Source organism: Methanoculleus chikugoensis, assembly GCF_019669965.1.
In the GTDB taxonomy this organism is placed as follows: domain Archaea; phylum Halobacteriota; class Methanomicrobia; order Methanomicrobiales; family Methanoculleaceae; genus Methanoculleus; species Methanoculleus chikugoensis.
Map to the genome: position 1 here is coordinate 2,125,349 of NZ_AP019781.1, position 23,865 is coordinate 2,149,213.

The following is a 23,865-nucleotide window of genomic DNA, read 5'->3' on the forward strand; positions in this document are numbered from 1 at the left end:
CAGACGCGACGACCGGGCCACCATCACCGCCACGCCCAAGGAGATCGTCACCCAGGAAAGACCCTCGTGAGTATACATAAGATAGTTAACTTATGGAATTAATTAACTATAAAGTATACTCCAGGAGATTAGAAGTGTTGCAGCGCAGGGAGCAGGGCTCGACAGAGGAAACATACGGAGCTACCCCGACCGCAGGGCTCAGGATACCCGGGAGTATCAGGGCGCTGATGGAACGCTTCAGGCACCGGGAGCAGGGTTCGACAGAAGAAGACGAGAGCACCCCGAACGGAGGAGTTCCGTCCAGGATACTTGGTGGAGTCAAAACCCTGGCCGCACGCTTCAGGGCGCGCGACGCGCCGGGGGTAGACATCGCCTCCGGCAGCCCGGCCCTCCCCTCCGCCGGCAACGGCACGGTCAATACCTACTGGCTGAACCCCGGATTCTCGTACGCCGTCATCACCCGGGATAAAAACTCAAGTCTGAAGTACGAGGTCTTCGAACCCGAACTGGAACCCTCGGAGTACATCCTCCTCAACGAAGCCCATGACTACATACGCGATGTATTCCTCTTCGACTCGCCCAGAGAAAAGAACGAGATCAGCCTCACGTACGACGACATGGTGCCGATCCTGCGGCGGTTCGCACCGAAACTGGCCAAAGACCGGATCGGTGTCCTCTACTACTACCTGAAGCGCAACTTCCAGGGTTTCGCCAGGATCGACCCCCTGATGCACGACGACTACCTCGAGGACATCAGCTGCAACGGCGTCGGCGTCCCGGTCTACGTCTATCACCGGCTCTACGAGAGTATGCCGACGAACATCACGTTTAAGGGCGACGAACTGAACCGGTTCGTCCTCAAGATCGCCCAGAAGGCGGACCGGCAGATATCGCTCACGACGCCGCTCGTCGATGCGGCGCTCCCCGACGGCTCCCGTATCCAGCTGACGTTCTCCGATATCGTCTCCACCAGGGGGAGCTCGTTCACCGTCCGGAAGTTCCGCAAAGACCCGATGACGCCCGTCTCGCTCATCGAGTACGGGACCTACAGCCCGGAGGTGCTCGCGTGCATCTGGCTTGCCGTCGAGAACCGCAAGAGCATGATCGTCGTCGGCGGGACGGCGAGCGGCAAGACCTCGACGATGAACGCGATCTCGTTCTTCATACCCCACCACGCGAAGATCGTCTCCATCGAAGACACCCGTGAGATCCAGCTCCCGCACGAGAACTGGCTGCCGACGCAGACCCGCGAGATCAACGTCAGGGGTTCGAAGGGGGATGTCGACATGTTCGCCCTCCTCAAGGCGGCGCTCCGCCAGCGCCCCGAGTTCATCATCGTCGGGGAGGTCCGCGGCCGCGAGGCCCAGACGCTCTTCCAGGCGATGAACACCGGGCATACGACGTTCTCGACCCTCCACGCCGGCAGCATCGACGAGGCGATCAACCGCCTGGTCAGCGACCCGATCAACGTGCCGACCGCGATGCTCGGGGCGCTGGACCTGATGGTCATCCAGTCCCTCCATTACCTGAACGACGGAACAGCCAGGCGGTGCGACTCGCTCCACGAGATCCGGGTCGAGCGGGGGAGGGAGATCGTCCACGACTGCCTCTACCGCTGGGATCCCCTCACCGACCGGTTCTGCCGGGAAGGCTGCGGTTCGCGGGTCCTCGACGACATCGCCAGACGGCGCGGGTGGTCGGCCGACGAACTGGAGAGGGAACTTGCGCGCCGCGCGGAGTTCCTCGCACGGATACACGCGGACGGCGGTATCGGGGTGGACGACCTGATCCGCCGAATAGCCGCATTCGGAGGAGGCGCAGATGTCGGTCCCAAGTGACCTGCCCCTCCCGGACGGCGGCCAACTCCGGAGGGCGCTGCGGATGGCGCACATCCCCATCCCGTATCCCGCCTACCTGCGGCAGGTTCTCCTCGCCACCGCCGGTGCGGCGGCCGTATACCTCGCGGGCATCGCCTATCTCACCCACGCCGGGTACAGGATCCTCCTCTTTTCCGTCGTTCCCGACGCGGTCACAAAGATCGTTCTCTTCCTTGTCCTGATCGCCGGTGTCTCCGGCGCCCTCTACACCTACCCCTTCCTCATCGCGCAGGGGAGGAAGACGAAGATCGACCTCGACCTCCCCTACGCCATCACCTACATGGAAGCCCTCTCCACCACCATGACCCTCTACGAGGTCATCCGCAAGGTCTACGAGGAGATGGACCTCTTCGGGGAGGTCTCAAAAGAGTTCGGCATGATCGTGCGCGACGTGGAACTCTTCGGAGAAGACCTTCACACGGCGATGAAGAACCTCCAGCACACTACCCCGTCGCCAAACCTCGCCGACTTCTTCAACGACCTCGCCCTCCTCTCCGACAGCGGGGGGGACATCACCGCGTTCCTCGGGGCGCGCTCCGGGTTCTTCAGGGACGTCGCGGAGCGCGAGCAGGAGATGGCGCTCCAGACCATCGAGATCATGGCCGAGGTCTACGTCACGGCGTTCGTTGCGGGCCCGATCGTCATCATGATCATGATCCTCTCGCAGAACCTCGCCGGCCAGAGCGATCTCGCGGGCTGGATGCCGCTGATCACCCTCGGCATCCCTGCCGGGGCGATTGTGATGATCGGGATCCTGTATACCCTCCTCCCCGCTGAAAACCTCCAGATCAGCCGGCAGGAGCGGGGGGACCGCGAGCGCCTCGACATCCCGGACCCGGGAGGAGACGTCGACCCGCGGCTGATCAAGGCCTTAAAGGCACGGAGCCGCACCCTCGGGATCATGAAGGCGCTGAAGCAGCCGTTCCGCCACTACATCTCGAACTACGACTGGAGCCTCGTGCTCGCGATGCTCTGCGGCGGCGGCGCCACCGCGCTTCTCCTGCTCGGCTACTTCGACGCGTGGTTCCCGATGTACACCCTGGAGGTCGGCGTCTGCATCATCGTCTGCGTCTCCCTCTTCCCCGTGATGATCGCCTACGAGGGGAGGCGGTGGTACGTCAACAGCGTCGAGCGCCAGATGCCGGAGTTCCTGCGCGAACTCGCCGATATGAAGGATATCGGGATGACGCTCCAGTCGGCGATCCACCGGATCGCGAACACGAAACTCGGGCTCCTGAGTTCGGAGCTGCAGATCACCTCCGAGGAGATCCGGCGGGGCGTCAGCATCGGCAACGCCCTCGTCCGGATGGAGGAGCGGATCGGGCTCGTCTCGGTGAAACGCGCGATATCGCTCGTGGTGAAAGCGAGCGAGATCACCGATCACCTCAGGGAGACGCTCATGGTCGCCATCAGCGACTTCGAACACTATCTCAAGATGAAACGGGAGCGGTTCAACTCGGCGTTCACCTACATCGCCGTCGTCTACCTCTCCTTCGGCGTCTACCTCTACACCGCCCTCGAACTCAACACCCGGTTCGTGTCGAGTTTCGCGAAGTTCGACGTCGCCCTGGACATCGCCGGGAACACGACCGACATGTTCCACGTCGCTATCATCCTCGGGGCGTTCTCGGGCATCATGGCCGGGCAGCTCAGCGCAAACAGCATCCTCTCCGGGTTCAAGCACAGCATCGTCTTCCTCATCGCGACGGTCGTGGTCTTTGTCGTGCTCATCGGGGGTGCGCTATGAACGATGAAGCGGTATCCGAAGTCGTCGGGGAGATGCTCATGATCTCCCTCGTGCTCCTCCTCGTCGCTGTCTTTGCCGTATCGCTCGGGAACTTCCTCCCCACCGAGCGGGCGCCGACAGTCACCGTCATGATGACGAATACAACGGAGAACGTCACGCTCTACCATAAGGGCGGCGACTGGGTGCGGGCGGCCGACCTCGAAATCGTCGTCTCGAACACCACCGCGACCCGGAAGTACCGCTCCGATACGTTCGTCCTGTCGCCTGAGAAGCAGGTCTTCGACCTCGGGAGCAGCATCGTCGTGAACTGGACGGTCGCCGGCGACGAGACGGTGCGCCTCGTCATGCCGCGGGCGGTCCTCTTCACCGGGGAGGTGCGGTGAATGGACGATCGCGCCGTCTCGCCGGTCGTCGCGGCGATGCTCCTCCTCGCCGTCCTGGTGACGTTCCTTTCGGCCTACAACGCCGTCGTCATCCCCTCGCTCAAGCAGCAGGCGGAGGTGGAGCACCTGCACGCGGTCGAGGAGTCGTTCCTCGCGTTTGGGTCGGACATGACCGCCGCCGCGGCGCTTAAACAGGATATGCGCCTCTCGAAACGCATCCCCCTCGGCGGGGGCGATATGATCCTCGACCCGGTCAGGTCGGGGGGGACGCTCCGGGTCCTCGAGGACCCGGGAGGCCCGGTTGCGAACGTGACCCTGAACGGGACGACCTACTGCTGCAACATGACGGGGTTCTCCTACACCCCGATCAGCAACTTCTGGCGTGACCAGGGGTATGCCTGGCAGTACGGCTACACCAACGTCACCGACGGAGTCCTCCAGACGCCGCTCGAATACGCGGATATGGAGGAAGTTCGCAAGGCAGCGAAGACCTCGGGGTTCGCCGGATCGCTCATCGGGATCGAGCACGAGGGCGCAGGGGGCAACTGCACCGGCGTCCGGATATCGCTCGTGACGTTCGAGCCCGGGGACGATAACCTCGCGAGCGGAAACGGCATCGGAACGCTTTCGCTGGATGCTACGGTGGAGGATATGCCGATCAACCTGACCGCCGACCCGGAAATAGGGGTTGCGGTCAACACGGCCCTCCCGGTCCCGCTGAATGCATCGCTGTGGGAGAACTGCAACGCGGCGTTCCATGCGATGAATGAAACCTACAACAACGTCAAAGACTGCACGTCCTCTTCCGAAGACGGCCTGGTGACGCTCACCTTCGCCGACGGTCAGGCACCCGGGGTGACGCTGCGTCTGGTCCGGGTCGTCGTCTCCGCCCGATGAAGGCGCATAGCCGGCCGGGATCGTTGAAAGCGCCGTCAATATCCAGCCCATGACGAACTATGTAGCCCCCACCCCGCCCGCGCTTCGCGCTCCTCCCCCGCCCCCCGGGGGGCGGGGGCAGTGCGTGGCGATAACCGGTGGGAAGCCGTGCACGGTTCTTCTCCAGGGTCTCCTTGTGCTTTGTGAAAAGGTTTGCAAAGGGAACTCTAAACGGTCACCTCGTGCGAGACCATAACTGCCGGATTGACGGAAGGAGGACAAAGGGAGAGAGCCGGCCTATCCGGGGACGTTCATCTTCTCGGTGCCCATCGTCACCTTCACATCGACGAACCGCCCGTCCAGGGTCACGATATAGCGTCCCGCCCGGTAGAGCGTGATCGACTTCTCCCGGGCGCTCCCGTATATCCCGTGGTAACCCTCGTCGGCGATGAGCCGGAGGGTCTCGGGGTCGCGGACGGTGACGACGAGCCGGGAGTTCGCGTCCGGTTCGGGATGCCGCGGGGTCGCGGAGAAGGTGATGATGAACGGCACGTCGACGACGTCCACCTGCAGCCCCCTGGCGGAATGGTAGAGGGTATACTGTTCCTCGAAGACCTTCGTCTTCTCGGCAACCGGCCTTGTGGTGTCTATCCGGGTCATCGGAATGGGCGTGACATTGGCCGTGTTCGGGTTCGGGAGGTGCTCGCCGGGCTGCACCGGCACCGGATCGACCGGAACCACCGTGTTCCGACTCCCTGTCGAGGGAGGAGCAGGGGCCGTTTTATCCGGGGACGGCTGAGCTGCACCCGACCACGGCGGTTCGGCGGGATCGGGACCGTCGTCCTTCTCGAGGGCGATGCACCCGCTGCACGCGACGAGAAGGAGAGCGATCAGGAGGAGGGCGGGGGTTCGGACGTGCATGGCACTGCGGTTATCTGTACTGCGCTGCGGCAGGTGCGTCTGCTTATTGCTCCGCTGGAGCAGTCCGGCGCGCCTGCCGGGCGATGATATTCTTCTCATGCCTCTCCTCTCCACAACGCTTTGACATTCTCCATAGTCACCCACGCGGACGGCATCGTCCACCGAGCTCTCGATCCAGCCTTCCGTCTCGGGATATGCTTCTGTAGCACTTTGAGAGCGTTCGGGTCGCGTCCGTGCGCCCCAAGCAGTCGCTTCCCACCCGTAGATGATCCTGCCGGGAGACACCCCCGCGCACCTGTAGCCGTTCCGGTATGCCTTCGCATTGGTCCGCTCGTATGCATCGGCTCCGGCCTGCGGGAATGCTTCCAGCACCATCGCCGGGTCGAGGAGACAGGGATGAGATTCTTCACGGTCTCCCGACTGTGCATATTCAGTGTACGATTACGGAACTTTCGTTACGCTACCGCCACCAAGTTTATGTTAATATTATATATTTAATAAAATCGTTTTGTTAATGAGGATAATATGCGAGGTTATCCCAGAACACCGCTACCGGGAGGAGGCACCCATCGGAACTCTTCGAGTTTCTCGAACCCTTTCCCTTCGGGAAGTCGTTATTCGCACCTACCGGTGTTCATGCATCCGCCGCCTCGCGGCACCCGGGCATGCGGTCACCGGCCTCGACAGCAACCCGAATTCTCCTGGCGATTGCAAAAAAAGACCGAACCCGCACCGCCCCTCCTTTCCCGCCGGAACGCTCCCTCATCCCTCGTACTCCCGGTACCAGCACGGGATGTCCATCGCAAAGCCTGGTGGTCGGCATAGACCCGCCGTACCCTCGCCTCGGATCGCCCGATCTCGCCCGGCAAACCGCTTTTACGGGCATAATCGTGCGCCCAGAGGAGATCGAGAACGATCGTCAGGGCGCAATACACCGCATATCCCTTCCAGAACAGTGCGGGAACCGGCCCTTCGTGATACCCGTCAATCTGGCCCACGGAGAACGGAATACTGATGGCGCGGGTGAAGAAAGCCATCTTCAGAAAGTCATGGACGGGATCGCCCCAGTCATGCCGGTTGAAATCGATGATCCCGGTCAGCCGCCCGTCGCGAACGATCAGGTTCGCCGGATGGTAATCGCCGTGAAGGAACGTCCTGCCGGCGCCGTGAATGCAAGAGATGTTCTCCCGGATATACCGGGAGAGGCGCGCCCGGTCGATCCCCGGAGGGCGGAGGGACTGTGCGTCAAACGCGGCAGCCTTGCGGGCGTATTTCGCGCTGACGGCCCCGGGCCAGTCCGGTAAGTCTTTCGGTGCCGGCATCGCGTGCAGTCTCTTCAGCTCCCTCCCTGCCTGCACCCCGAGCCGGTACTGGTCCTGCAGTGCCAGCCCGCCCAGTGCGGCTTCCCCGTCGGTCCCCTCCATGAAGTCCAGCACCATGAAGCACAGGCTCCCATCGTCGGAAGTACCGAAGGCATGCGCGCCGGGAACGAGTGAGGAGTAGTTCCGGAGCTGCCGGATGACCTCGAACTCCGCCAGCTTATACGGCAGGACCCCCGGATCGGAGAGTGGGGCGATCCTGAGCAGATACCGTTTCGCATCGCCGCAGGAGAGGAGATATTTCCGTTCGAACGAGAACCCCTTCGGGATGCTCCGGACGGCGGTATACCCCGTAAGCGCCCGGACCTGCGCTTCTACCTTCTCAAAGACTTCCCGCTCATCCGTCATCCGTATCCGATCCTGAACGTTTCGTATTTTTCCGGAGGGGCTCCGGGCACCATGATAGGTTTAAAAATAAGGTGTTATTGTCTCCTTCTCAGAAGGACCGCAGCGCCCAGCCCTGCAAGCAGTCCGGCCACCGGAACGGAAGCCTGCTGTATCGGCTCTTCGCCTGCGTAGATCACCGTCCCGCTCTCAGGGATGGAGCCGGCATACCCGAACGCACCGTAGCCCTCGTCGAAGAGGAGGGTCGCACCTTCAGGCTGCGCCAGATACGCCCCTCCGGAAACACCGAGAGTCCGGCCGGCCGGGATCTCAAACGTCCCGCCGGGGAGCAGCGTTGCATTCTGCGTGAGAACCGCGTCTTCGCGGAGGATGTAGTTCCCTCCAACGGATGCGAACACCACCGCGTTGCCGCCGGAGATGGTGGTGACGTTTTCGTTGTACGCAAAGTTGTCTGCTCTGCCGCTCTCATCTTCGCGAATGAAAACGACGGCATCGCCGGAGATCTTCACGGTCCCGAACTTGGAGTCGATGCCGTAGTTTCTGGCCGCGGCCCCGCTCGAGTTTACTACAACCTGTCCGCCCGAGATGATAACGCCGTCGTCCGCGTTCTCCGTCTCCACCTCGCCTCCGTCGAGACCGAAGGTGTTGCTCCCGCCGCGCTGGTAGGCGTTTACAAGACCGCCGGCGATGTTGATGAACCGTAAGGCGTAGATTCCTTTGTTCTTGTGGGCTGCGGTCTCGACGGTCGTGGATACCGATCCGCCGGAGATCGTGACGTTGCCCGATTCCGCACAGATACCGTAGGCATTGCTGCCGCCGCTGCTGTTCTTGCCGTGGACGGTTATATCGATATTTCCGCTCTCGATCGTGATGGAGGGAGCCTTGATTCCGTAGAGGAACTCTTCATCGCTGTCCACGACGATGGTGAGCGTTCTGCCCGCGGAGCTCCTGATCGTTACCGGAGCCGCAGATTCGATGCCGGCATTGCCGCCGCCGGCGATGGTGATGTCGTCCTCGATCTCGATGATGAGTTCATCCTCCCCGTCGTAGCGGATACCGTTTTTGAACTGTTCGATGGAAGCGCCGTTGAGGACATACTCCTTCGCGGACACGGTGGACGTGATGAGGAAACTGCACAGGAAGGCGAGTGCCCTCATCCTGCGGGACATTGGTGCGGAATAAGGGCGTCGTTTCTCTGTTGACATGATATCAGGGTATGGATTTTTGATGAGATTAATGTTTATAGTTATCGTTAACAAAATGGCACTGTAAATTAATTTTAGTTGATGTGCGCTGGTGGTGAGGAGATCCGAATTGAAGGGCGGCACGGGAGATTGCCGGAAAATTCAACCGGCGCTGATTGATTTGTGGTGTTCCGGCTGATCTGAGGGTGATCCCTTGCTGCACGGCTCTGCAGATCTCTCGCGACCAAGGCACTTCACCGGCGATCTCAACGGAGCAATAAGACAGAGAACGTATGCCGCGGTCGCTGCCTGAGATGTGGGGGCATGAGCCCCCGAAAAAATTGGTTCGGGTCGATGATCGGGCAGTTATGCCGTGAGAACTGCGTATGCCTTCCCGATGATACCGGAATCCTTGTCGATCAGCTGGATAGTGTAGGTCTTTCCGATAAAGCTCGGATTCGGCACATACGTCCCGGTCCCTTCATACCCGTCAAAGGCTCCAAACGCATCGGTAAATCCCTTGTCAAGACTCATTTGCTGTCCCTGTGCAAATGAAGGAATGTTGATACCTGTCCCCGGGGTAAAGGTAGACGTGGTGCCCCCTCCAACTTTATAGTAGTTGGTGTCGCCGACACAGACATCGAAATCCACGTTCTTGCCGGGGCTGACGCCAAGGCACGTTATGGTAAGACCATCCGCCACGCTCAGGTCGGCCTTGAAGGTAACCGTCGGTGTAGCGTCTTTCGTCGTACCCAGCCCTCCCGCAAAGGAGGAGACCACCGCTGCGATGATGATGGTTACGACAAGCATCAGCATGACGCCGATGACCGGCGATACTGCTGCATCCCGTGATTCTTCTCTCGCATTCATCGTTATGCCTCCTTCACCGTAACGGTTTTCATAAACATGGTCTGACCCGACGGGGTATGGACAATCGTCACGGTGACGCGGTCGCCGGGAGATATTTCGGTGATACCTCCATAACCATCGCCATACACGCTTGTAGCTCCGAACACCCAGTTAGTATCAGTGGTTTCTGCATAGATGGAGCTCGTAAGGGTAGCGCCAGCCTCTCCGCTAGTTGCAAGCCCCTTGCTAAATAAATGCGCAGCAAGATCGGCATCACCAATCGTAGAACCAGAATTTAGTTTAAGGACAGTAGGATCTGAACCCAGATTATCGGCGGTCGCTGTGTCTCCAAATACGCTCGTCCACTGAGCAAGGGTCCAACCACCGATGATCTCATTCTTAGAGAATTTAGATTTAGTGAAACCTTCCGGTTTGATACCACTGTAAACATCTATAAACGCACCATCAGAGGCACTCATCCTTGAACCGGCTTTCAGGGTATAGTTTCCAAACCACTGTTTTGAGTTTGTGCTATTTGCTGCTTGTGTCGCCGAAATAGAGGGGTTGTCAGCAGCAGTGGTAACGTTATCCTGATCCTTGAAACCCTTTACATCCTGCCATTCCACGATGTTAAACCCGAATGGCACTGTGTGGTATCCCGGCACCAGCTTCCGCGTATCTCCGGCATTCGAGAGGACGATCATGATGTCCTTGGAGGAGACCTCCTCGGAGATCGACCGTACGGTGAGGTCGATACTCTTATCCGTCAGGCTGACATCGAAGCTTGCCGACGGGGCGGCTTTCTGCGAGCCCACCAGTCCGCCCGCAAACCCGCTCACCACGGCCGCGATGATGATAGTCACCACCAGCATCAGCATGACGGCGATGACGGGCGAGACCGCATCATCCTTTTTTTTCAAATCTGTTCTGCGTTGCATAATTTTAAACCTCCGTATCCCCGAAGCAAGCGCTCAGAGGACTACGCCTTGGGGTGGGCTTTCAACGTATATAAGTCAATCGCATTCTGTTTACATTTCTCAAAAGTTAATTGTTTTTTGTTTACTCCCTCCGGGCAGATATACCCTTATCCCCTCTTTTGAGAACTCCCTTCATCCGACCCCTGCGCACTCCTCTCCGGCGAGGTCTTTTCCTCTCGGAATCCCGGATACCCGGGGGTCTTTGGGTTCCTTCGAGAACTGCCGCCGGGCGGCCTCTCGCCGCCATGAGGGGGCGTCCGGGTTGAAACGGGAGGTGCCGCGCCCGGTGAGGAGAAGCCGGTTCGCGTTGCCGCCGAAACCCATCCCGGGTCGCACCGGGCGTTCATGAAACAGCCGCAAAGGTTGCAAGAAAAATCCCGACCGGCATGGTTCCTGCGGAAAATCCGATAAGAACATACTGTTAATTTTTCCGAAATATCAAAAGATATTTGTTTACCAACCTGAGATATATACCGCATGACGTTGCCGGAACGGATGGCGGGAGAAACGATGGCTGAGATCGATCTCCTCCTGGCACGGGCAAAAGAGTTCCACGGTGATATGTGCCCCGGGATCGTGCTCGGGACCCGGATGACGATGATCGGGATGCGGGAACTCCACATGGACCCGATGGTGAGAAACAGGGATCTTATCGTGTATGTCGAGATCGACCGCTGCATTACGGATGCAGTCCAGGCGATCACGGGGTGCTCGCTCGGTCGTCGCACGCTGAAATACCGGCCCTACGGCAAGTTTGCCGCCACGTTCATCAACCTCGCGACACAGGATGCCGTCAGGGTCTCGGCCCGGGAGAAGGAGCGGACGGAGAATCCCGGCCCCGAGGCAGCAACCGCGCTGCGCGACGCACCGGAGGAGGATCTCTTCAAGGTGCAGAGAGTCGGGGTCGTGATCCCCGAAGGCGACCTCCCCGGCTTCCCGAAGCACCGGACCCGCTGCAGCAGGTGCGGCGAGACGATCCTGGACAACAAAGAGATTGTGGCGGAAGAGACGATCCTGTGCGGCAACTGCGCCCGGGGATCGTATTACACGGAAGCGGACTAATCCGGGGTGGGATCACCCTTCTCCCACCAGATATGGGCGGTTCGCGAACGGCCCGGGGCAACGTACTCAGAACCGTCCCTGACCGCCCGTTCGAGAAGAAACACATCGACGATCTCCCGCTGCCAGTCCTCCGTTACGGAAAGACGCTTGTAATAATCCTCCCGCATCTCTTCAAACCCGGCGTATCGCTGGCCTCTCTTCTTCGTTTCAACCTGCACGTTCGCATAAATGCCCAGCTGGCAGAGGACGTTCCACAGGATATCGGCGTTCGCTTCACTGTAGTACGGCTCACCGTGCAGTGCCGGCCAGAGCTCGGCGTTTCCTCCCGAAGCGGATGGGGAGGAGAAGAACCAGTAGAGGTGCACCGCATGTCTCGCCGCCGCATCCATCTTCAGAAGACTGGTGCGGATATCGCCCATGACAAGAGACCGTGAAGCAACGACGACGTCGTGCACCCCCGCCTCCTCCGGGCCGACGTCCTCCCAGCAGCCGCGGATCTCACGGATCGGAGGAGCATTCACCAGCCGGCGGTATCTCTCCATCGCCGCACCCATAGGAGCCGACGGCTCTACAACCGTAACCCTGCAGCCCGCAAGGGCAAGAGGAACCGCAAGGGTCCCGGGACCTGCACCGATATCAAGAACCGACGAACCCGGCGGGATCTGCATCCCGGCGATCTGGTTCTCGATACGGGACTTATCCCCAAAGATAAGATTCCGGACAAACCGGTCGACCACATCCTGGTTCGACCAGAACTTCCCGCGATCCTCGCCCATCTTCTCCTTCTGCGCAAGAGAACGGGCATGCTGTTCGTCCCACAAACAGACGTAGTCAATCGTGGTGCCGGAGGCACCGGGGCTTTCATACCGCATACAACCTCATGGAAATCACAAAACGTGACCGGATCTATCTCATGCTCCGGGGAATGGTCACTTCTCCCACCGGATATGGGCCGTCTTCGAGACCCCCGGAATACAGAACCCGGTTTTCGTCCGCACGATCCGCTCATGCACGAAGGAAGCAACGATCTCCCGCTGCCGGTCGTCGCGGACATAGAGACGCCGGCAGTAGTCGGCAACAGCCTCCTCTTCGGTCGGGTAGCGCTGCCCTTTCTCCACGCCTTCGACCGTTAGATCCGGATAGATCCCGAGCTGGCACAAACAGTTCCAGAGGAGATCCGCCGTCGGTTCGGCAGCAAACTCGCTTCCGTGCAGTCGCGGCCAGAGACTGAAGTTCGCCCCGGTCCACGCGGGCGGCGTCAGGAACCAGAACAGGTGTACCGACCGCTTCGCCGCCGAGTCTATCTTTTTGAGGGAAGGGCCGATATCGTCGAGCGCTAGCGAGAACGAAGCGACGACGACATCGTGCGTCCCCACCTCCGCCGGGTCCGCATCCTCCCACCGGGAGGGGATCTCGCGGATCTCCGGAGCCCCGGAGAACTCCCGGTACTCCTTCATCGCGGCCCGCATCCCGGCGGACGGCTCCACGACCGTGACGTCGCAGCCCGCGAGAGCAAGGGGGACGGCAAGAGTCCCCGGACCCGCCCCGATGTCGAGCACCGTGGACCCGGGAGGGATCTGCATCGCCGCAATCTGGTCAACGATACGCGATCGGTCGCCGTTCAGCAGCCGGTCCACAAAGCGGCGAATGTTTGCCGGGTCTTCCCAGAAACTTCTGCCGTCGTTTTGGATCTGCTTCTGGCGGTTCGCCGCCTCATGCTGCTCGTTCCAGAGAGAGATGTAGTCGACCATCATGCCGCTATCCTTCACCGGTTGCGCCCCCTCCCGGCAACAGCCGCTGCTGCGGCGAGACCTGCAAGAACGCCGAAGAGCGGGGCCGGGGCCTGCGTGGTTGCCTGTGCCGACGCGGATGCCGGGGCGGGTTTTGCATACACCATCAGGTCGTCCAGCTCCGCATCCGTCAGGTCGTACCTGAAGAACAGCGTGTAGAACTCCTTGACGCGATAGTCGATATCATAGTCGAAGACGTCCGGGTACATCAGGTTCCCGAGCCAGATCATCGACAACAGCCGCTGAATCGACGGCGGACCGCCCATCCAGCTGTACGGGCCGTACGGCGCCTCGTAGACGTTGCCGTTCCTGACCGCAGAGAGCGACCGCCACATCGGGTCGGTCATGATCGTGTTATAGTAGGCGTGCCCGTCGACGTACCCCACGATGATGTAATCGGGATTCAACTGAAGGATATCCTCCATCGTGTACTCGTCGCCCGGCCCGCCGGTCGTCGCGGGTTTTGCGAGGTTGTTGCCGACATAATCGATAACTTCGGCATGATACGAGCCTTTTCCGATCATGGATATGGAGTTGCCGTCGATGGCGGTCACGTAGATCAGGGACTTTTTATTGTCGCCGACCTCCTTCATGCCGGTATCAAACTCGGCAAGAAGCGCGGAGACGTAGTCGGAGAGTTCCTGACCGCGCTCCGGGCGGGAGAGAAGTTCGCCGAGTTTCACGTAGGAAGCGGGGATCTCCTCGAGCTTGTTCTGGGTGACGAACGCGAACGCCACACCGGTCTTCGACTGGATATCATCAAGATCCGGCTTCATGGTCTCCTTTGCCTCGCCGATGTCCAGAACCACGTCGATGTTGAGGTTTTTGTTCAATTCCATGATCGACTCGGGGTTCATGGTCGCGGCCTTGGAGCTGTAGAACTGGCCGGTGACCGGAAGCGTCAGAAGCCGGGGATCGATGTACTTCGCCTGGGCATCGGTAAACTCGCTGGAGACACTCACGAAGAGGTCCTGATCCACTGAGTAGAGCACGATCTGGGCCAGGGGGCCGGACGGCGAGACCGCGTCGATCTTGACCGGCAGGGTGATCTCCCGGCCGACATCGTCGACGAATGTCCGGGTCTCCTCGGCGGCGCTGCAGAATGCGACGGCGGTGCCGGAGAGGAGAACGAGAACCACGAGCATTTTTATTACTGTCTTCATATGTGCACCTCCCGAAAACGGGAACTCATACAACTATGATCTGGATTTGATGGAATAAAATATAATACCTTACAATTTCAATCAGTTAAAGCAAAATAAGTTAACGGCCATGCTACCCGTGCTTCCCGATGCCGCCGTCGATCGGGATGCAGAGGTTGTGGCGGCGTGAGCCGTACTGGTAATCCTCGATATGTACATCCACACCATAGACATCCTTGATCAGGTCGGCATCCAGAACATCCTCCGGCGTTCCGTCGGCGATCACCCTCCCGCCGTAGATCATCAGCGTCCGGTTCGCGTACAGAAATGCATGGTCCGGATTGTGGGTCGAGAGGATGATGATATAGCCGTCCCTCGCGAGATCCGATATCCGGCACATCACCCGGAACTGGTTGCCGTAATCGAGGTTTGCCGTCGGCTCGTCCATGATCAGGATCTTTGCCTTCTGCACAAGCGCCCGGGCGACCAGGGCAAGCTGCCGCTCGCCGCCGCTGATCTCGCCGTATCCTGCATCCCGGAGATGAGCGATCCCAAGGTTCTCCATCGCCGCGTACGCCTCATCGATGTGGCCCCGGTTCGGCGTACCAAGCAGACGCACCTGATTGGTCAGGCCCATCAGGACCACATCCAGCACCGTGTAGTTGAAGACCGGATGCGTCGACTGGGGGATGTAGGCGACATGCTTTGCAATCTCCTTATGATCGAGAGTCTTGATATCCAGACCATTCAGCCGGATGCTGCCCCGGTAGTTTCGCAAAAATCCGAGAATGCACCGGAACATCGTACTCTTCCCGACGCCGTTCGGCCCGAGCACGGCGAGGAGATCTCCCTCCTTCACCGAGAACGAGACATCGTCGAGTACCAGGCGGGTACGCCTGCCGTAGGCAAAGGAGAGATGAGATATCTCCAGGCTCATGACCGTTTCCCTCCCATCATCAGCAGATAGGCGAAGATCGGCGCTCCGACGAACGCGGTGAGAATGCCGAGCGGCACCTCGGTGGTTGCTATCGTCCGGGCGAAATTATCCACCAGGAGAAGAAATCCGCCGCCCATAATGATTGCCGCAGGAATGATCCTCCGGTAGTCGTAGCCGAAGATCATCCGGCAGAAGTGCGGGATCACGAGGCCGACCCAGCCGATGATGCCGGAGATGGAGACGGCGACCGCCGTAACGAGGGTTGCACAGAGGATCACGATCAGCCGGAGCAGGTTGGTGTTGATCCCCATGCTCTTCGCCTCGTCCTCGCCGAGGGTGAGGACGTTCATCCTCCAGCGGAACAGGTAAAGGGGGATGAGGCCGATGACGATCACCACGCCCGCAAAGTACACGTCCTCCATGGTCGCGCCGGCAAGGCTGCCCATCAGCCAGTAGGTGATGGCCGGCAGCTGATCGTTGGTATCGGCGACGAGTTTGATGTAGGACGTGGATGCGGAGAAGAGACTGGCGACAAGAATGCCGGCCAGGACCATACCGAGGGTGGGGTTTCCTCTCGTCAGGCGGCTGACCGCATACGCGGTGCCGACCGCAACAAGACCCCCGGCGAAGGCGAAGACCGTGATCGCCCCGGTCCCGAGGTAAAAGTAGATGGCAAGGGCTGCGCCGAAACCGGCACCGGCGGATGCCCCGAGGATATCGGGAGAGACGAGAGGATTCTGGAACATTCCCTGATATGCGGCGCCGGCCGTCGAGAGGGCGGCCCCGACGAGAAGTGCCGCGAGGATTCTCGGCAGGCGGATGTTGAAGACGACGCTGTACATCGCATCGTCCCAGGTCTCCGCCACGGGAATGACCGGCGAGAGAAGGATGTGAACAATATCGCCCAGAACCGGGATATCCATCGACATGGCGAAGTGAACGGCCGGCGAGAGGAGAATGAGAACGGCGTCGGAGATGCCGAGCGAGAATCTGCCGACGGCAAACGAGGCGATGACGCAGAAAACGGCGGCGAGCAGCAGAAGGATAAACCGGAGCCGGTAGTCGGGCAGCTCTCGGTCCGATACGGATGGGGCCGATGCTGTACCGGCCGTGTGCAACCGGGTCTCCGTTGCAGCGCCGGTCGGTGTTGTAAGAGGTGATCTCGTCGGTTCTGCATCAGCCATGTATGGTATTGATTCTTTTTCAAAGTTAAATAAATACACTTTTATTTTCAGATCAGTTAACAATATTTTATTAACAGATCATACTACCGGAAATAAGGATCGGTCGAACAGAGCGGCAGGATCGCCTGCCGGCGCAGACGCTGATGGATGATCGGGCCGGTGCCCCGGAGACGGATCCGTTTCCGCTCCAAAAGATCGGCCTGCAAAATGTTTCGTTCAGGGGGTGTCCGACCGGCAGACGGTCGTCTTCTCCGCGGATTTGCCGAAGAAATGATACCCGGAGCCTCCCTCTGCAATCGTATCGAGCACCTCGTCGGGGCGGGTGACGCTGTCCCCCCCGAGGATTGTTACGCCGCGCCGGAAGAATGCATCCGGAAGCATGCTGGCGGTCGGCCCGACGACAACGATCGAAGCACCGGGCCGGGCGAGAGCAAGCAGGGGTTCGAGGGTGTTGTTGATGAGGGTGGTGCCGGTGATGACGAGCATGTCGGCCCTGCGGACTTCTGCATCCGCGTTATCCGGAGAGATGGCGTAGGGCAGTTCGTCGGGCTTCAACGTGCGCAGGTCGAGTTCGAGGATCCCGAACGGCTTTCCCCGCGCCTTGAGCCGCCGGATGATCGGCACGAGCGCCCCCACCACCACGACGTACCCGTCCCCGGGCAGCGGCACGGTAGCAAGGATGTCCCGCCCGGTCTCCCGGATGTGGTCGGGCCGGTGCTTCCAGCAGGATTCGGAGAGCGCGTTGAGAATGGCAATACCGACCGCTTTTTTGAGCGGGGGCGCACGGGGGAGGTCGCGGAGAAACTCCGCGACGCTTCGCCCCACAAACCGTCCGGGGTAGGGCATGGCGCGGGCCGAACTGGGACAGCAGACCGCTTCCGGGATCTCTTTTATCGGGGTGAAGCAGAGGCCACCGGAGCCGTCGCTGAGTTTTACGCCGGTAAAGAAGATCCCGATCACGACCCGCTCCACGGTGATGGAGTCAAGATCGCTTCCGAGGATCTCACGGATCTTTCCAAGGGTTTCTTCGAGAATCGAACCGGGGTGTGCGGACGGAGGTGTCATGGAGTTCCTGTTTTTAGTCCTGTTCGGTTAACAGGATTAAGGAAGGAAATCCATTTAATGATAACGTCCCGCATTTTCTGTAAAATAAATACCCTGTACCCAGCCCGCCCCTCTCTCACCCGTCAATGCACACCGTGCACCGTCTCGCTCATTGCCGGCCCAGGCGATATCGGCGCCCATGCCGGCGCAAAAGGGGAGGAAGGGCACCATAGAACCCTTCCCGGCAGAGTGTCAGGCGGAGAACAATCCGGATAATCGCACAGGGCGTCTGTCAGGACGGCGGGATCTCCTGCTGACCCTGAAGTTAAACATTAATAACGAAATGCCCAAGCTTGTATACACAGACTGCTATGAAGCGAAACACGTTCTATCTTCTGGCCGGTATCGTTGCGCTCGCCGAGGTCGGCATCTTCTGGCTCTCAGTGGAGCTCGAGAGACCGATCCTGATCCAGGTCGCGTTCGTCCTCGGCGTCCTCTTGCTGTATGCGGCGCGAAGGGCGGTCGAAGAGAGAATAGAGGACGAACGGACGGCGATGATCACACAGAAGGCGGCGCTCCGGACACTGGAGGTCTTCTGGGTGGCCTTCTTTGCGATCAGTCTCGGGAGTGCGGTCGTTGCGTTCTCAAGGCCGCTCGGGTTGCGCCCGCCCCACCCGGGACCTCCCGGAACGGCCCCACCCGACGTGCTCGAACTCCCGTTCATCGGCGGTTTCGCTCTCTTTCAGATGGCGCTGCTCTGCCTGATGATCTTCCTCTACGTCGGGTTCAGGATGTATTACGCCCGCAAGTACGGAGAATGGGATACCGATGAAGAACAGGATTAAGGTCTACCGGGCGATGCACGACCTTACCCAGGAAGGGCTCGCAAACGAGCTCGGGGTCACCCGGCAGACCATCCTCGCCATCGAGAAGGGGAAGTACGACCCCTCGCTCGAACTCGCCTTCAAGATCGCCAGGTTCTTCGGCGTCGCCATCGAGGAGATCTTCCTCTACGGCGATGCGACGGAGCGGAAGTAACCCCCAAGACCGGGGGCGCTGCCCGGGCGTTTCCGGCCCACAACCCCGACTCACCATAACAAATAAGGCAGCCTGCCCCCGGCCATCGCCTCCCCTCTTCTATCCCGGATTTCGTGCGTCCTTTGATCGTAGATCCTGCATAACCCACCATGCCGGCGCACGATCCATGGAAGCCGGTGGTTCGGCGGGACGAACCGAGACGTACCCATAGGCCGGTGCCCGTTCACGAAAGATGTCGAGTCGACCCACCATTTTGTTCAAAATATATCACTATTGGTAAGTTATAAATAACAATATGTAAAATGTACCTTACATTGTCCGGCAGTCCTTCCCGCAGATTCCGAGAAGGGCGCGACATCAGAGCAGCATATCAAAAGTGAGTGAGAAGACCATGAAACCTGCCAGAACGATACCGGAACAGCGCCGATGCCGTAGAGGAGCCTCCATGCCCCGGAGGCAGAGCGGATGATGCGTAACCTCTGCATCCTGCTCCTCCTTCTCTCGACAATCGTGGGTGCTGCGGCGGCGGCCAATGCGTCGGCTGAGGAACAGATCGCGGTCACCGGAGTCACCGTCAACCCCGACGCGCTCATGCGCGGGGATATGGGCACGGTAACGGTCGATATCAAGAACACCGGGGAGACAGGCGTTGCCATCAGCAGGGCTGAACTCTATCCCAACGGGATTGCCGTCGTCAACGACAAGACCTACGATTCGGTGGGCATCATCGGCCCCGGGAACACCATGTCGTTCACGTTCACCGTGCGGGCCGATACCGCGGACGGCATCTACTACCCGACCTTCTACCTGGACCTCCGGGAGAGCGGGAGCGTCCGCTACTCCGTTCCGGTGACGGTTGAGAGCACCGAGATCCGGGTCAGTATCGTCGACGCCCCGGAGACCTACCCGGCAAACAGCGAAGACACCATCGTTCTCTCCGTCGGTAACCCCCGCGGGAACAGCGTGAACGGCGTAACCGTCACCCCGACCGGCGAAGACGTCAAGAGTACCCAGACGGCCGTCTTCCTCGGCGCCCTCGCGCCGGACGAGGAGAAGAACGCCTCGTTCCGGATCCTGGCATCACAGTCGACCGAACTCACCTTCGATGTCTCTTACCGGAACGGGATCAACGAGCACCACGCCATCTTGACCGTCCCTATCGAGATCGGTCAGAGAACGGTCGAACCGGATATGGTGGTCAATAACATCGAGATGTCGCAGAGCGGCGGCGCGATCACGCTGACCGGCGACGTGACCAACGCCGGCCTGAAAGATGCGTACTCTGTCAAGATCACCGTCGATGACCCGGCGACCCCGACCGACCCCTACCCGGTCTACGTCGTCGGCGGACTGGAACCGGACGACTTCTCGAGCTTCGAGGTCACGTGCAGCGCCGAGGGCGCGTCCTCCATCCCACTCCTCGTCCAGTACAAAGACGAGAACGGCAAAACCTTCAGCGAGACCGTGACCGTCTCCCTCTCCTCCGCAGGGCAGGCGCCGCAGGCCGGCACCGGCAACCAGATGCCGTCCGGGATGACCAGCGGCCCCCAGAGTGGAAGAGGGGGCATGGGCATGTTCGGATCGTTCGGCAGCGGGTTTTCGCAGATCCCGGTAGCGGAGATCCTCCTCGTGATCATCGGAGGCGTGGCTGTCGTCGCCGCATGGCGGAAGGGTTACTTAGGGAAGATCCTTGAGCGGCTCCGCAAGTAACCCGGGGGAAGATAGATGAGCAGTCCGGTTATCGAACTCGACGACGTCAAAAAGGTCTACCCCCTCCCTTCAGGCGACGTCACGGCGTTAAGAGGGATATCCCTCCGGATCGACGAGGGGGAGTTCGTTGCCATCATGGGGCCGTCGGGGTCGGGGAAGTCGACCCTCCTCAACCAGATCGGGTGCCTCGATCGTCCCACGTCGGGCGACCTTTTTCTCGCCGGGAAGAACACCAGGGAGATGGACGACCGGGAGTTGACCAGCCTCCGGCTCTCTTCCATCGGCTACATCTTCCAGAAGTTCAACCTCATCCCCCTTCTTTCCGCCTACGAGAACGTCGAATACCCCTATATCATGAAGCACAGGAAGAACGACGACACCGGGCGGGTGAGGGATCTCCTCGCCCAGGTCGGGATCGACGAAAACCTCTCGGCACATAAGCCAAGCGAACTCTCGGGAGGCCAGCAGCAACGGATCGCGATCGCCCGGGCGCTCGTCAACGACCCGGCCATCCTCCTCTGCGACGAGCCGACCGGCAACCTGGACTCGCAAACGAGCCTCCAGATCATGGAAATCCTCGCGGGTCTCCACGGCAGGGGCCGGACAATCGTCATGGTGACCCATAACCCGGAGACCGCCGGGTACGCGGACAGGACGATCACGATACGGGACGGGATGGTCGCATGATCGGAAACGACATCATCTTCGCGCTCTCGGTACGGAGCGTCAGGCTCCACTTCCTCAGATCGGTCCTCGCCGCCCTCGGTATCGTGATCGGCGTCGTCGCCATCGCCTCGATCGGCATGATGGGAGCGAACATGACGCTCTCGGTCACGGAGGAACTCTCCGATATGGCGAACAAACTTACCGTCACCGCATACCGCGGAGGCGGGGGCGGCATGATGGGAGGACCGGGTGGTGGAGGTAGCGGGGGCTCCTCCGACGACGATGCGATCACGGAAAGCGAGTTCAAGACAATTCAGCGCATCGTCGCGAAGTACGGGACCGCCTACACCGTCATGTCGGAATCCGACCGGATCGAGGTCGGGTCGGAAGAAGGAAGAGCGACCATCTACGGCCTTGATGCGGAGATCATCCGCGGGATCCTCACCGTCGAGACGGGAGAATACCCCAAGAGCACGACCTCGGTGGTGGTCGGGCCGACGCTTGCCGAGCGGCTTGACCTCAAGATCGGGAGCAAGATAGATATCGGCGACCCCGACGAGGGGTCCACCACGACCGTCCGGGTCGTCGGCATCCTCGAGGAGCGCGGCATGTCGATGGATCTCTCCACGGATATGGCGATCGTCGGCACCCAGAAACTCTTCACCGGCATCTACGGCGGCGAAGGTGAGTACGACCAGGTCAACGTCGTCGTGAACGACTTAAACGATATCGATGCGGTCACGGAGGCGATCGAAGACGAACTCAACAGGAAAGAGGATACGGTCACCGTCCAGGACAGCAGCCGCATGATGGAGAGCATCACCTCGACGGTCTCCACGATGACGACGTTCGTGATGGCGATTGCCGGGATCTCGCTCCTCGTTGCCGCGGTCTCGATCTTCAACGTCATGATGATGTCGGTGAACGAGCGGGTACGCGAGATCGGGATCCTCCGCTCCATCGGGACGCAGCGAACCGAGATCCTGCGGATGTTCATCTACGAGGCAGGGATCCTCGGGCTCGTCGGAGCGGTCATCGGTGCTATTGCGAGCATCGTCATCGGCTATATCGTCGTGCTTGGCATGGTCGGCACCGCCGAGCACTTCTTTGCGCCCGGGAGCATCGTCTACGTCCCGATGGCTATGGCCGTCGGCGCCGCGATCTGCATCATTACCGGGGTCTACCCGGCGTGGCGAGCGTCGAACCTCGACCCGATCGAGGCGTTGCGTGCCGAATAGGATGATTCACGCCTTTGCGCGAGGAGGGTACAGGGACAGTAACGATGCCTCACGCGAAGTGCGACGGGCGGGATGTCCGGAACTTGAGAAGACCGAAGGCCTTCGAAGAGCGCGAGATGGATAAAAGATAGATTCCGGGGGAACCGGCCGCACTCACCCCCGCTGAATCGCCGCCCTCTCCGCCCGCCCGACCAGTTCCCGGAGCACCGCCCGCGCGAGATCCACGTTCCCGTAGTCCCGCTCCCGGGCCACGTCACGGATGCAGGCCGGCACCTCGACGACCCGCCCGGCCTCCCGGATCTCTGCTTCGAGCGCCGCGAGACCCCGCCTCTCTCGCATCCGATCCCGGTGCCAGGCCGCCGACCCCCGTTCCGGGTCGATCGAGAGAACCGTCTCGTAACATTCTACCGCCTCGTCGTAGCGGCACATCACCCCGAGCATCCAGCCCCGGCTCTGCCAGGCGAGGATGTGCTCCGGGTCAAGACTGAGCGCCCGATCGCAGCAGGCGACCGCGCTGCCGTGCTCCCCGAGGTGCGCGAGAGCGTAGCCCTTCCGCTGCCATGCCGTCGCATCGTCGGGGTCTACGGCGAGCGCCTTATCAAAACAGGCGACCGCCTCGTCGTAGCGCCCGGCCTTGATGAGAGCAAACCCTTTCCTCCTCCAGAGGACGGGATCGTCGGGAGAGAGTTCAAGTGCCTTATCGTAACAGACGACCGCATCGGTGAAACATCCGGTGGTGCAGAGAGCCTGACCTCTGTGATACCAACGTTCGGCATCCTCATCTCTAGTCGCCATCGAACCTAAAGGGGGATCAACCCATAAGAAGATAACCCGGCCCGCAACGAATAAGACCGGTCGAACACGAAGTAACTACTCATGACAGAGAGGATTCTTGTTGCCTACGCTACCCGCTACGGCTCTACCGCAGAAGTGGCGGAGGCGATCGGCGACGAACTCCGCAAAGCGGGCGTCGATGTCGATGTCCGGCCGGTGGGGGAAGTCCAGGATCTCTCCCCGTATCGGGCCGCCGTCATCGGGAGCCCGATATACATGGGGAAATGGCTCCCGGAACCGCAGGTATTCATCGAGAGAAACCAGCAGCGTCTGCGCACCATCCCGGTCGCCTACTTCACCGTGGGCCTCACGGTCACGGACAGAAGCCCCGAGATCCTCAGGAAAGCAGAAGCATCAATGGACTCAGTCAGGCTGCTCGTCAACCCGGTGGAGGTCGGCATCTTCCCGGGCAGACTGAAGAGCAGCGGCCTCTCCTTCACCGACCGCACCATCGTCAAGATGATCCGGGCAACGACCGGGGACTTCCGCGACTGGGGGGCCGTCCGCGCCTGGGCGCAGGCGGTGCATCAGAAGATCATAGCGACGTGACCGGCCGCGATGGGGCGGTGTGCAGGCACAGAAACCCCCCATTTTCTCGTTCAGGGTGCCGCAACGCACAAAAAAGTGCTTATAGGACGGCCGCTCACCTCTATAAACCATAAGGTGAACCGGGTGAATAAAT

Annotated in this window: 24 protein-coding genes; 11 read left to right on the forward strand and 13 right to left on the reverse strand. The window is 60.5% G+C overall.

The features are described 5' to 3' along the window. Nucleotides 1-227: 227 nt before the first annotated feature. Genes MchiMG62_RS10730 through MchiMG62_RS10745 form a run of 4 tightly spaced genes read left to right on the forward strand, consistent with a single transcriptional unit; the run spans nucleotide 228 to nucleotide 4,904 of the window. Complete coding sequence (locus MchiMG62_RS10730; protein ID WP_221056946.1) at nucleotides 228-1,838, forward strand: type II/IV secretion system ATPase subunit; 1,611 nt, start codon at nucleotides 228-230, stop codon at nucleotides 1,836-1,838. Then, complete coding sequence (locus tag MchiMG62_RS10735) at nucleotides 1,822-3,624, forward strand: type II secretion system F family protein (protein ID WP_221056947.1); 1,803 nt, start codon at nucleotides 1,822-1,824, stop codon at nucleotides 3,622-3,624. The genes MchiMG62_RS10730 and MchiMG62_RS10735 overlap by 17 nt, the downstream gene beginning before the upstream one ends. Beyond that, nucleotides 3,621-4,007, forward strand: coding sequence for a type IV pilin N-terminal domain-containing protein (locus tag MchiMG62_RS10740; RefSeq protein WP_221056948.1), 387 nt, complete (start codon nucleotides 3,621-3,623; stop codon nucleotides 4,005-4,007). The genes MchiMG62_RS10735 and MchiMG62_RS10740 overlap by 4 nt, the downstream gene beginning before the upstream one ends. After that, nucleotides 4,008-4,904, forward strand: coding sequence for a transcription elongation factor SPT4 (locus tag MchiMG62_RS10745; RefSeq protein ID WP_221056949.1), 897 nt, complete (start codon nucleotides 4,008-4,010; stop codon nucleotides 4,902-4,904). Nucleotides 4,905-5,180: 276 nt separating this feature from the next. Here the strand turns inward: MchiMG62_RS10745 and MchiMG62_RS10750 are convergent, their stop codons facing one another. From MchiMG62_RS10750 to MchiMG62_RS10775, 6 genes are all read right to left on the reverse strand, one after another. Then, the gene (locus tag MchiMG62_RS10750) at nucleotides 5,181-5,903 is read right to left on the reverse strand and encodes a hypothetical protein (protein ID WP_221056950.1); all 723 of its coding nucleotides are present in this window, start codon (nucleotides 5,901-5,903) and stop codon (nucleotides 5,181-5,183) included. 572 nt (nucleotides 5,904-6,475) lie between these two features. Further along, a complete protein-coding gene (locus tag MchiMG62_RS10755) occupies nucleotides 6,476-7,531 on the reverse strand; it encodes a phosphotransferase family protein (protein ID WP_221056951.1) in 1,056 nt (351 codons plus the stop codon). 74 nt (nucleotides 7,532-7,605) lie between these two features. Continuing rightward, complete coding sequence (locus tag MchiMG62_RS10760) at nucleotides 7,606-8,685, reverse strand: hypothetical protein (protein WP_221056952.1); 1,080 nt, start codon at nucleotides 8,683-8,685, stop codon at nucleotides 7,606-7,608. 393 nt (nucleotides 8,686-9,078) lie between these two features. Beyond that, on the reverse strand, nucleotides 9,079-9,582 hold the full coding sequence (locus MchiMG62_RS13265; RefSeq protein ID WP_244987694.1) for a type IV pilin N-terminal domain-containing protein: 504 nt from the start codon (nucleotides 9,580-9,582) through the stop codon (nucleotides 9,079-9,081). A gap of 2 nt (nucleotides 9,583-9,584) precedes the next feature. Next, complete coding sequence (locus MchiMG62_RS10770; protein WP_221056953.1) at nucleotides 9,585-10,499, reverse strand: type IV pilin domain-containing protein; 915 nt, start codon at nucleotides 10,497-10,499, stop codon at nucleotides 9,585-9,587. A gap of 171 nt (nucleotides 10,500-10,670) precedes the next feature. After that, nucleotides 10,671-10,862, reverse strand: coding sequence for a hypothetical protein (locus MchiMG62_RS10775; RefSeq protein ID WP_221056954.1), 192 nt, complete (start codon nucleotides 10,860-10,862; stop codon nucleotides 10,671-10,673). Nucleotides 10,863-11,048: 186 nt separating this feature from the next. Here MchiMG62_RS10775 and MchiMG62_RS10780 point away from each other — a divergent pair, with 186 nt between their 5' ends. Next, nucleotides 11,049-11,600, forward strand: coding sequence for an FmdE family protein (locus MchiMG62_RS10780; RefSeq protein WP_221056955.1), 552 nt, complete (start codon nucleotides 11,049-11,051; stop codon nucleotides 11,598-11,600). Here MchiMG62_RS10780 and MchiMG62_RS10785 read toward each other — a convergent pair. From MchiMG62_RS10785 to MchiMG62_RS10810, 6 genes are all read right to left on the reverse strand, one after another. Beyond that, a complete protein-coding gene (locus MchiMG62_RS10785; RefSeq protein WP_221056956.1) occupies nucleotides 11,597-12,472 on the reverse strand; it encodes a class I SAM-dependent methyltransferase in 876 nt (291 codons plus the stop codon). The two genes, MchiMG62_RS10780 and MchiMG62_RS10785, sit on opposite strands and share 4 nt — an antisense overlap. A gap of 57 nt (nucleotides 12,473-12,529) precedes the next feature. After that, nucleotides 12,530-13,369 (reverse strand): class I SAM-dependent methyltransferase, encoded by an 840-nt coding sequence (locus MchiMG62_RS10790; RefSeq protein ID WP_244987695.1) that lies wholly within the window; start codon nucleotides 13,367-13,369, stop codon nucleotides 12,530-12,532. Further along, nucleotides 13,366-14,553, reverse strand: a complete 1,188-nt coding sequence (locus tag MchiMG62_RS10795; protein ID WP_221056957.1) for an ABC transporter substrate-binding protein — start codon at nucleotides 14,551-14,553, stop codon at nucleotides 13,366-13,368. Before MchiMG62_RS10795 ends, MchiMG62_RS10790 begins: the two co-directional genes overlap by 4 nt. A 112-nt stretch (nucleotides 14,554-14,665) precedes the next feature. Then, nucleotides 14,666-15,469 (reverse strand): ABC transporter ATP-binding protein, encoded by an 804-nt coding sequence (locus MchiMG62_RS10800; protein ID WP_221056958.1) that lies wholly within the window; start codon nucleotides 15,467-15,469, stop codon nucleotides 14,666-14,668. Then, nucleotides 15,466-16,653 (reverse strand): FecCD family ABC transporter permease, encoded by a 1,188-nt coding sequence (locus MchiMG62_RS10805; RefSeq protein ID WP_221056959.1) that lies wholly within the window; start codon nucleotides 16,651-16,653, stop codon nucleotides 15,466-15,468. The genes MchiMG62_RS10800 and MchiMG62_RS10805 overlap by 4 nt, the downstream gene beginning before the upstream one ends. A gap of 216 nt (nucleotides 16,654-16,869) precedes the next feature. After that, the gene (locus MchiMG62_RS10810; RefSeq protein WP_221056960.1) at nucleotides 16,870-17,718 is read right to left on the reverse strand and encodes a DUF364 domain-containing protein; all 849 of its coding nucleotides are present in this window, start codon (nucleotides 17,716-17,718) and stop codon (nucleotides 16,870-16,872) included. Nucleotides 17,719-18,068: 350 nt separating this feature from the next. On the opposite strand from MchiMG62_RS10810, the gene MchiMG62_RS10815 reads away from it, so the two are divergent. From MchiMG62_RS10815 to MchiMG62_RS10835, 5 genes are all read left to right on the forward strand, one after another. Beyond that, complete coding sequence (locus MchiMG62_RS10815) at nucleotides 18,069-18,542, forward strand: DUF2178 domain-containing protein (protein ID WP_221056961.1); 474 nt, start codon at nucleotides 18,069-18,071, stop codon at nucleotides 18,540-18,542. Beyond that, entirely contained in the window at nucleotides 18,526-18,735 is a 210-nt protein-coding gene (locus tag MchiMG62_RS10820; RefSeq protein ID WP_221056962.1) for a helix-turn-helix transcriptional regulator, read from the forward strand. Before MchiMG62_RS10815 ends, MchiMG62_RS10820 begins: the two co-directional genes overlap by 17 nt. A 465-nt stretch (nucleotides 18,736-19,200) precedes the next feature. Further along, nucleotides 19,201-20,445 (forward strand): COG1361 S-layer family protein, encoded by a 1,245-nt coding sequence (locus tag MchiMG62_RS10825; RefSeq protein WP_221056963.1) that lies wholly within the window; start codon nucleotides 19,201-19,203, stop codon nucleotides 20,443-20,445. Between the two features lie 15 nt (nucleotides 20,446-20,460). Further along, nucleotides 20,461-21,132: an ABC transporter ATP-binding protein gene (locus tag MchiMG62_RS10830; protein WP_221056964.1), complete on the forward strand. Its 672-nt coding sequence runs from the start codon at nucleotides 20,461-20,463 to the stop codon at nucleotides 21,130-21,132. After that, nucleotides 21,129-22,349, forward strand: a complete 1,221-nt coding sequence (locus MchiMG62_RS10835; RefSeq protein WP_221056965.1) for an ABC transporter permease — start codon at nucleotides 21,129-21,131, stop codon at nucleotides 22,347-22,349. Before MchiMG62_RS10830 ends, MchiMG62_RS10835 begins: the two co-directional genes overlap by 4 nt. Nucleotides 22,350-22,502: 153 nt before the next feature. Here the strand turns inward: MchiMG62_RS10835 and MchiMG62_RS10840 are convergent, their stop codons facing one another. Continuing rightward, on the reverse strand, nucleotides 22,503-23,144 hold the full coding sequence (locus MchiMG62_RS10840) for a tetratricopeptide repeat protein (RefSeq protein ID WP_221056966.1): 642 nt from the start codon (nucleotides 23,142-23,144) through the stop codon (nucleotides 22,503-22,505). Between the two features lie 81 nt (nucleotides 23,145-23,225). Between MchiMG62_RS10840 and MchiMG62_RS10845 the strand changes: the two genes are divergently transcribed. Then, entirely contained in the window at nucleotides 23,226-23,732 is a 507-nt protein-coding gene (locus MchiMG62_RS10845; RefSeq protein WP_221056967.1) for a flavodoxin domain-containing protein, read from the forward strand. Nucleotides 23,733-23,865: the final 133 nt, after the last annotated feature.

Bases quoted from the DNA above. Each gene is read 5' to 3' on its own strand.
- MchiMG62_RS10730 (WP_221056946.1), top strand. From the start codon at position 228: ATGGAACGCTTCAGGCACCGGGAGCAGGGTTCGACAGAAGAAGACGAG.
- MchiMG62_RS10735 (WP_221056947.1), top strand. From the start codon at position 1,822: ATGTCGGTCCCAAGTGACCTGCCCCTCCCGGACGGCGGCCAACTCCGG.
- MchiMG62_RS10740 (WP_221056948.1), top strand. From the start codon at position 3,621: ATGAACGATGAAGCGGTATCCGAAGTCGTCGGGGAGATGCTCATGATC.
- MchiMG62_RS10745 (WP_221056949.1), top strand. From the start codon at position 4,008: ATGGACGATCGCGCCGTCTCGCCGGTCGTCGCGGCGATGCTCCTCCTC.
- MchiMG62_RS10750 (WP_221056950.1), bottom strand. From the start codon at position 5,903: ATGAGAAGAATATCATCGCCCGGCAGGCGCGCCGGACTGCTCCAGCGG.
- MchiMG62_RS10755 (WP_221056951.1), bottom strand. From the start codon at position 7,531: ATGACGGATGAGCGGGAAGTCTTTGAGAAGGTAGAAGCGCAGGTCCGG.
- MchiMG62_RS10760 (WP_221056952.1), bottom strand. From the start codon at position 8,685: ATGAGGGCACTCGCCTTCCTGTGCAGTTTCCTCATCACGTCCACCGTG.
- MchiMG62_RS13265 (WP_244987694.1), bottom strand. From the start codon at position 9,582: ATGAATGCGAGAGAAGAATCACGGGATGCAGCAGTATCGCCGGTCATC.
- MchiMG62_RS10770 (WP_221056953.1), bottom strand. From the start codon at position 10,499: ATGCAACGCAGAACAGATTTGAAAAAAAAGGATGATGCGGTCTCGCCC.
- MchiMG62_RS10775 (WP_221056954.1), bottom strand. From the start codon at position 10,862: ATGGGTTTCGGCGGCAACGCGAACCGGCTTCTCCTCACCGGGCGCGGC.
- MchiMG62_RS10780 (WP_221056955.1), top strand. From the start codon at position 11,049: ATGGCTGAGATCGATCTCCTCCTGGCACGGGCAAAAGAGTTCCACGGT.
- MchiMG62_RS10785 (WP_221056956.1), bottom strand. From the start codon at position 12,472: ATGCGGTATGAAAGCCCCGGTGCCTCCGGCACCACGATTGACTACGTC.
- MchiMG62_RS10795 (WP_221056957.1), bottom strand. From the start codon at position 14,553: ATGAAGACAGTAATAAAAATGCTCGTGGTTCTCGTTCTCCTCTCCGGC.
- MchiMG62_RS10800 (WP_221056958.1), bottom strand. From the start codon at position 15,469: ATGAGCCTGGAGATATCTCATCTCTCCTTTGCCTACGGCAGGCGTACC.
- MchiMG62_RS10805 (WP_221056959.1), bottom strand. From the start codon at position 16,653: ATGGCTGATGCAGAACCGACGAGATCACCTCTTACAACACCGACCGGC.
- MchiMG62_RS10810 (WP_221056960.1), bottom strand. From the start codon at position 17,718: ATGACACCTCCGTCCGCACACCCCGGTTCGATTCTCGAAGAAACCCTT.
- MchiMG62_RS10815 (WP_221056961.1), top strand. From the start codon at position 18,069: ATGAAGCGAAACACGTTCTATCTTCTGGCCGGTATCGTTGCGCTCGCC.
- MchiMG62_RS10820 (WP_221056962.1), top strand. From the start codon at position 18,526: ATGAAGAACAGGATTAAGGTCTACCGGGCGATGCACGACCTTACCCAG.
- MchiMG62_RS10825 (WP_221056963.1), top strand. From the start codon at position 19,201: ATGATGCGTAACCTCTGCATCCTGCTCCTCCTTCTCTCGACAATCGTG.
- MchiMG62_RS10830 (WP_221056964.1), top strand. From the start codon at position 20,461: ATGAGCAGTCCGGTTATCGAACTCGACGACGTCAAAAAGGTCTACCCC.
- MchiMG62_RS10835 (WP_221056965.1), top strand. From the start codon at position 21,129: ATGATCGGAAACGACATCATCTTCGCGCTCTCGGTACGGAGCGTCAGG.
- MchiMG62_RS10840 (WP_221056966.1), bottom strand. From the start codon at position 23,144: ATGGCGACTAGAGATGAGGATGCCGAACGTTGGTATCACAGAGGTCAG.
- MchiMG62_RS10845 (WP_221056967.1), top strand. From the start codon at position 23,226: ATGACAGAGAGGATTCTTGTTGCCTACGCTACCCGCTACGGCTCTACC.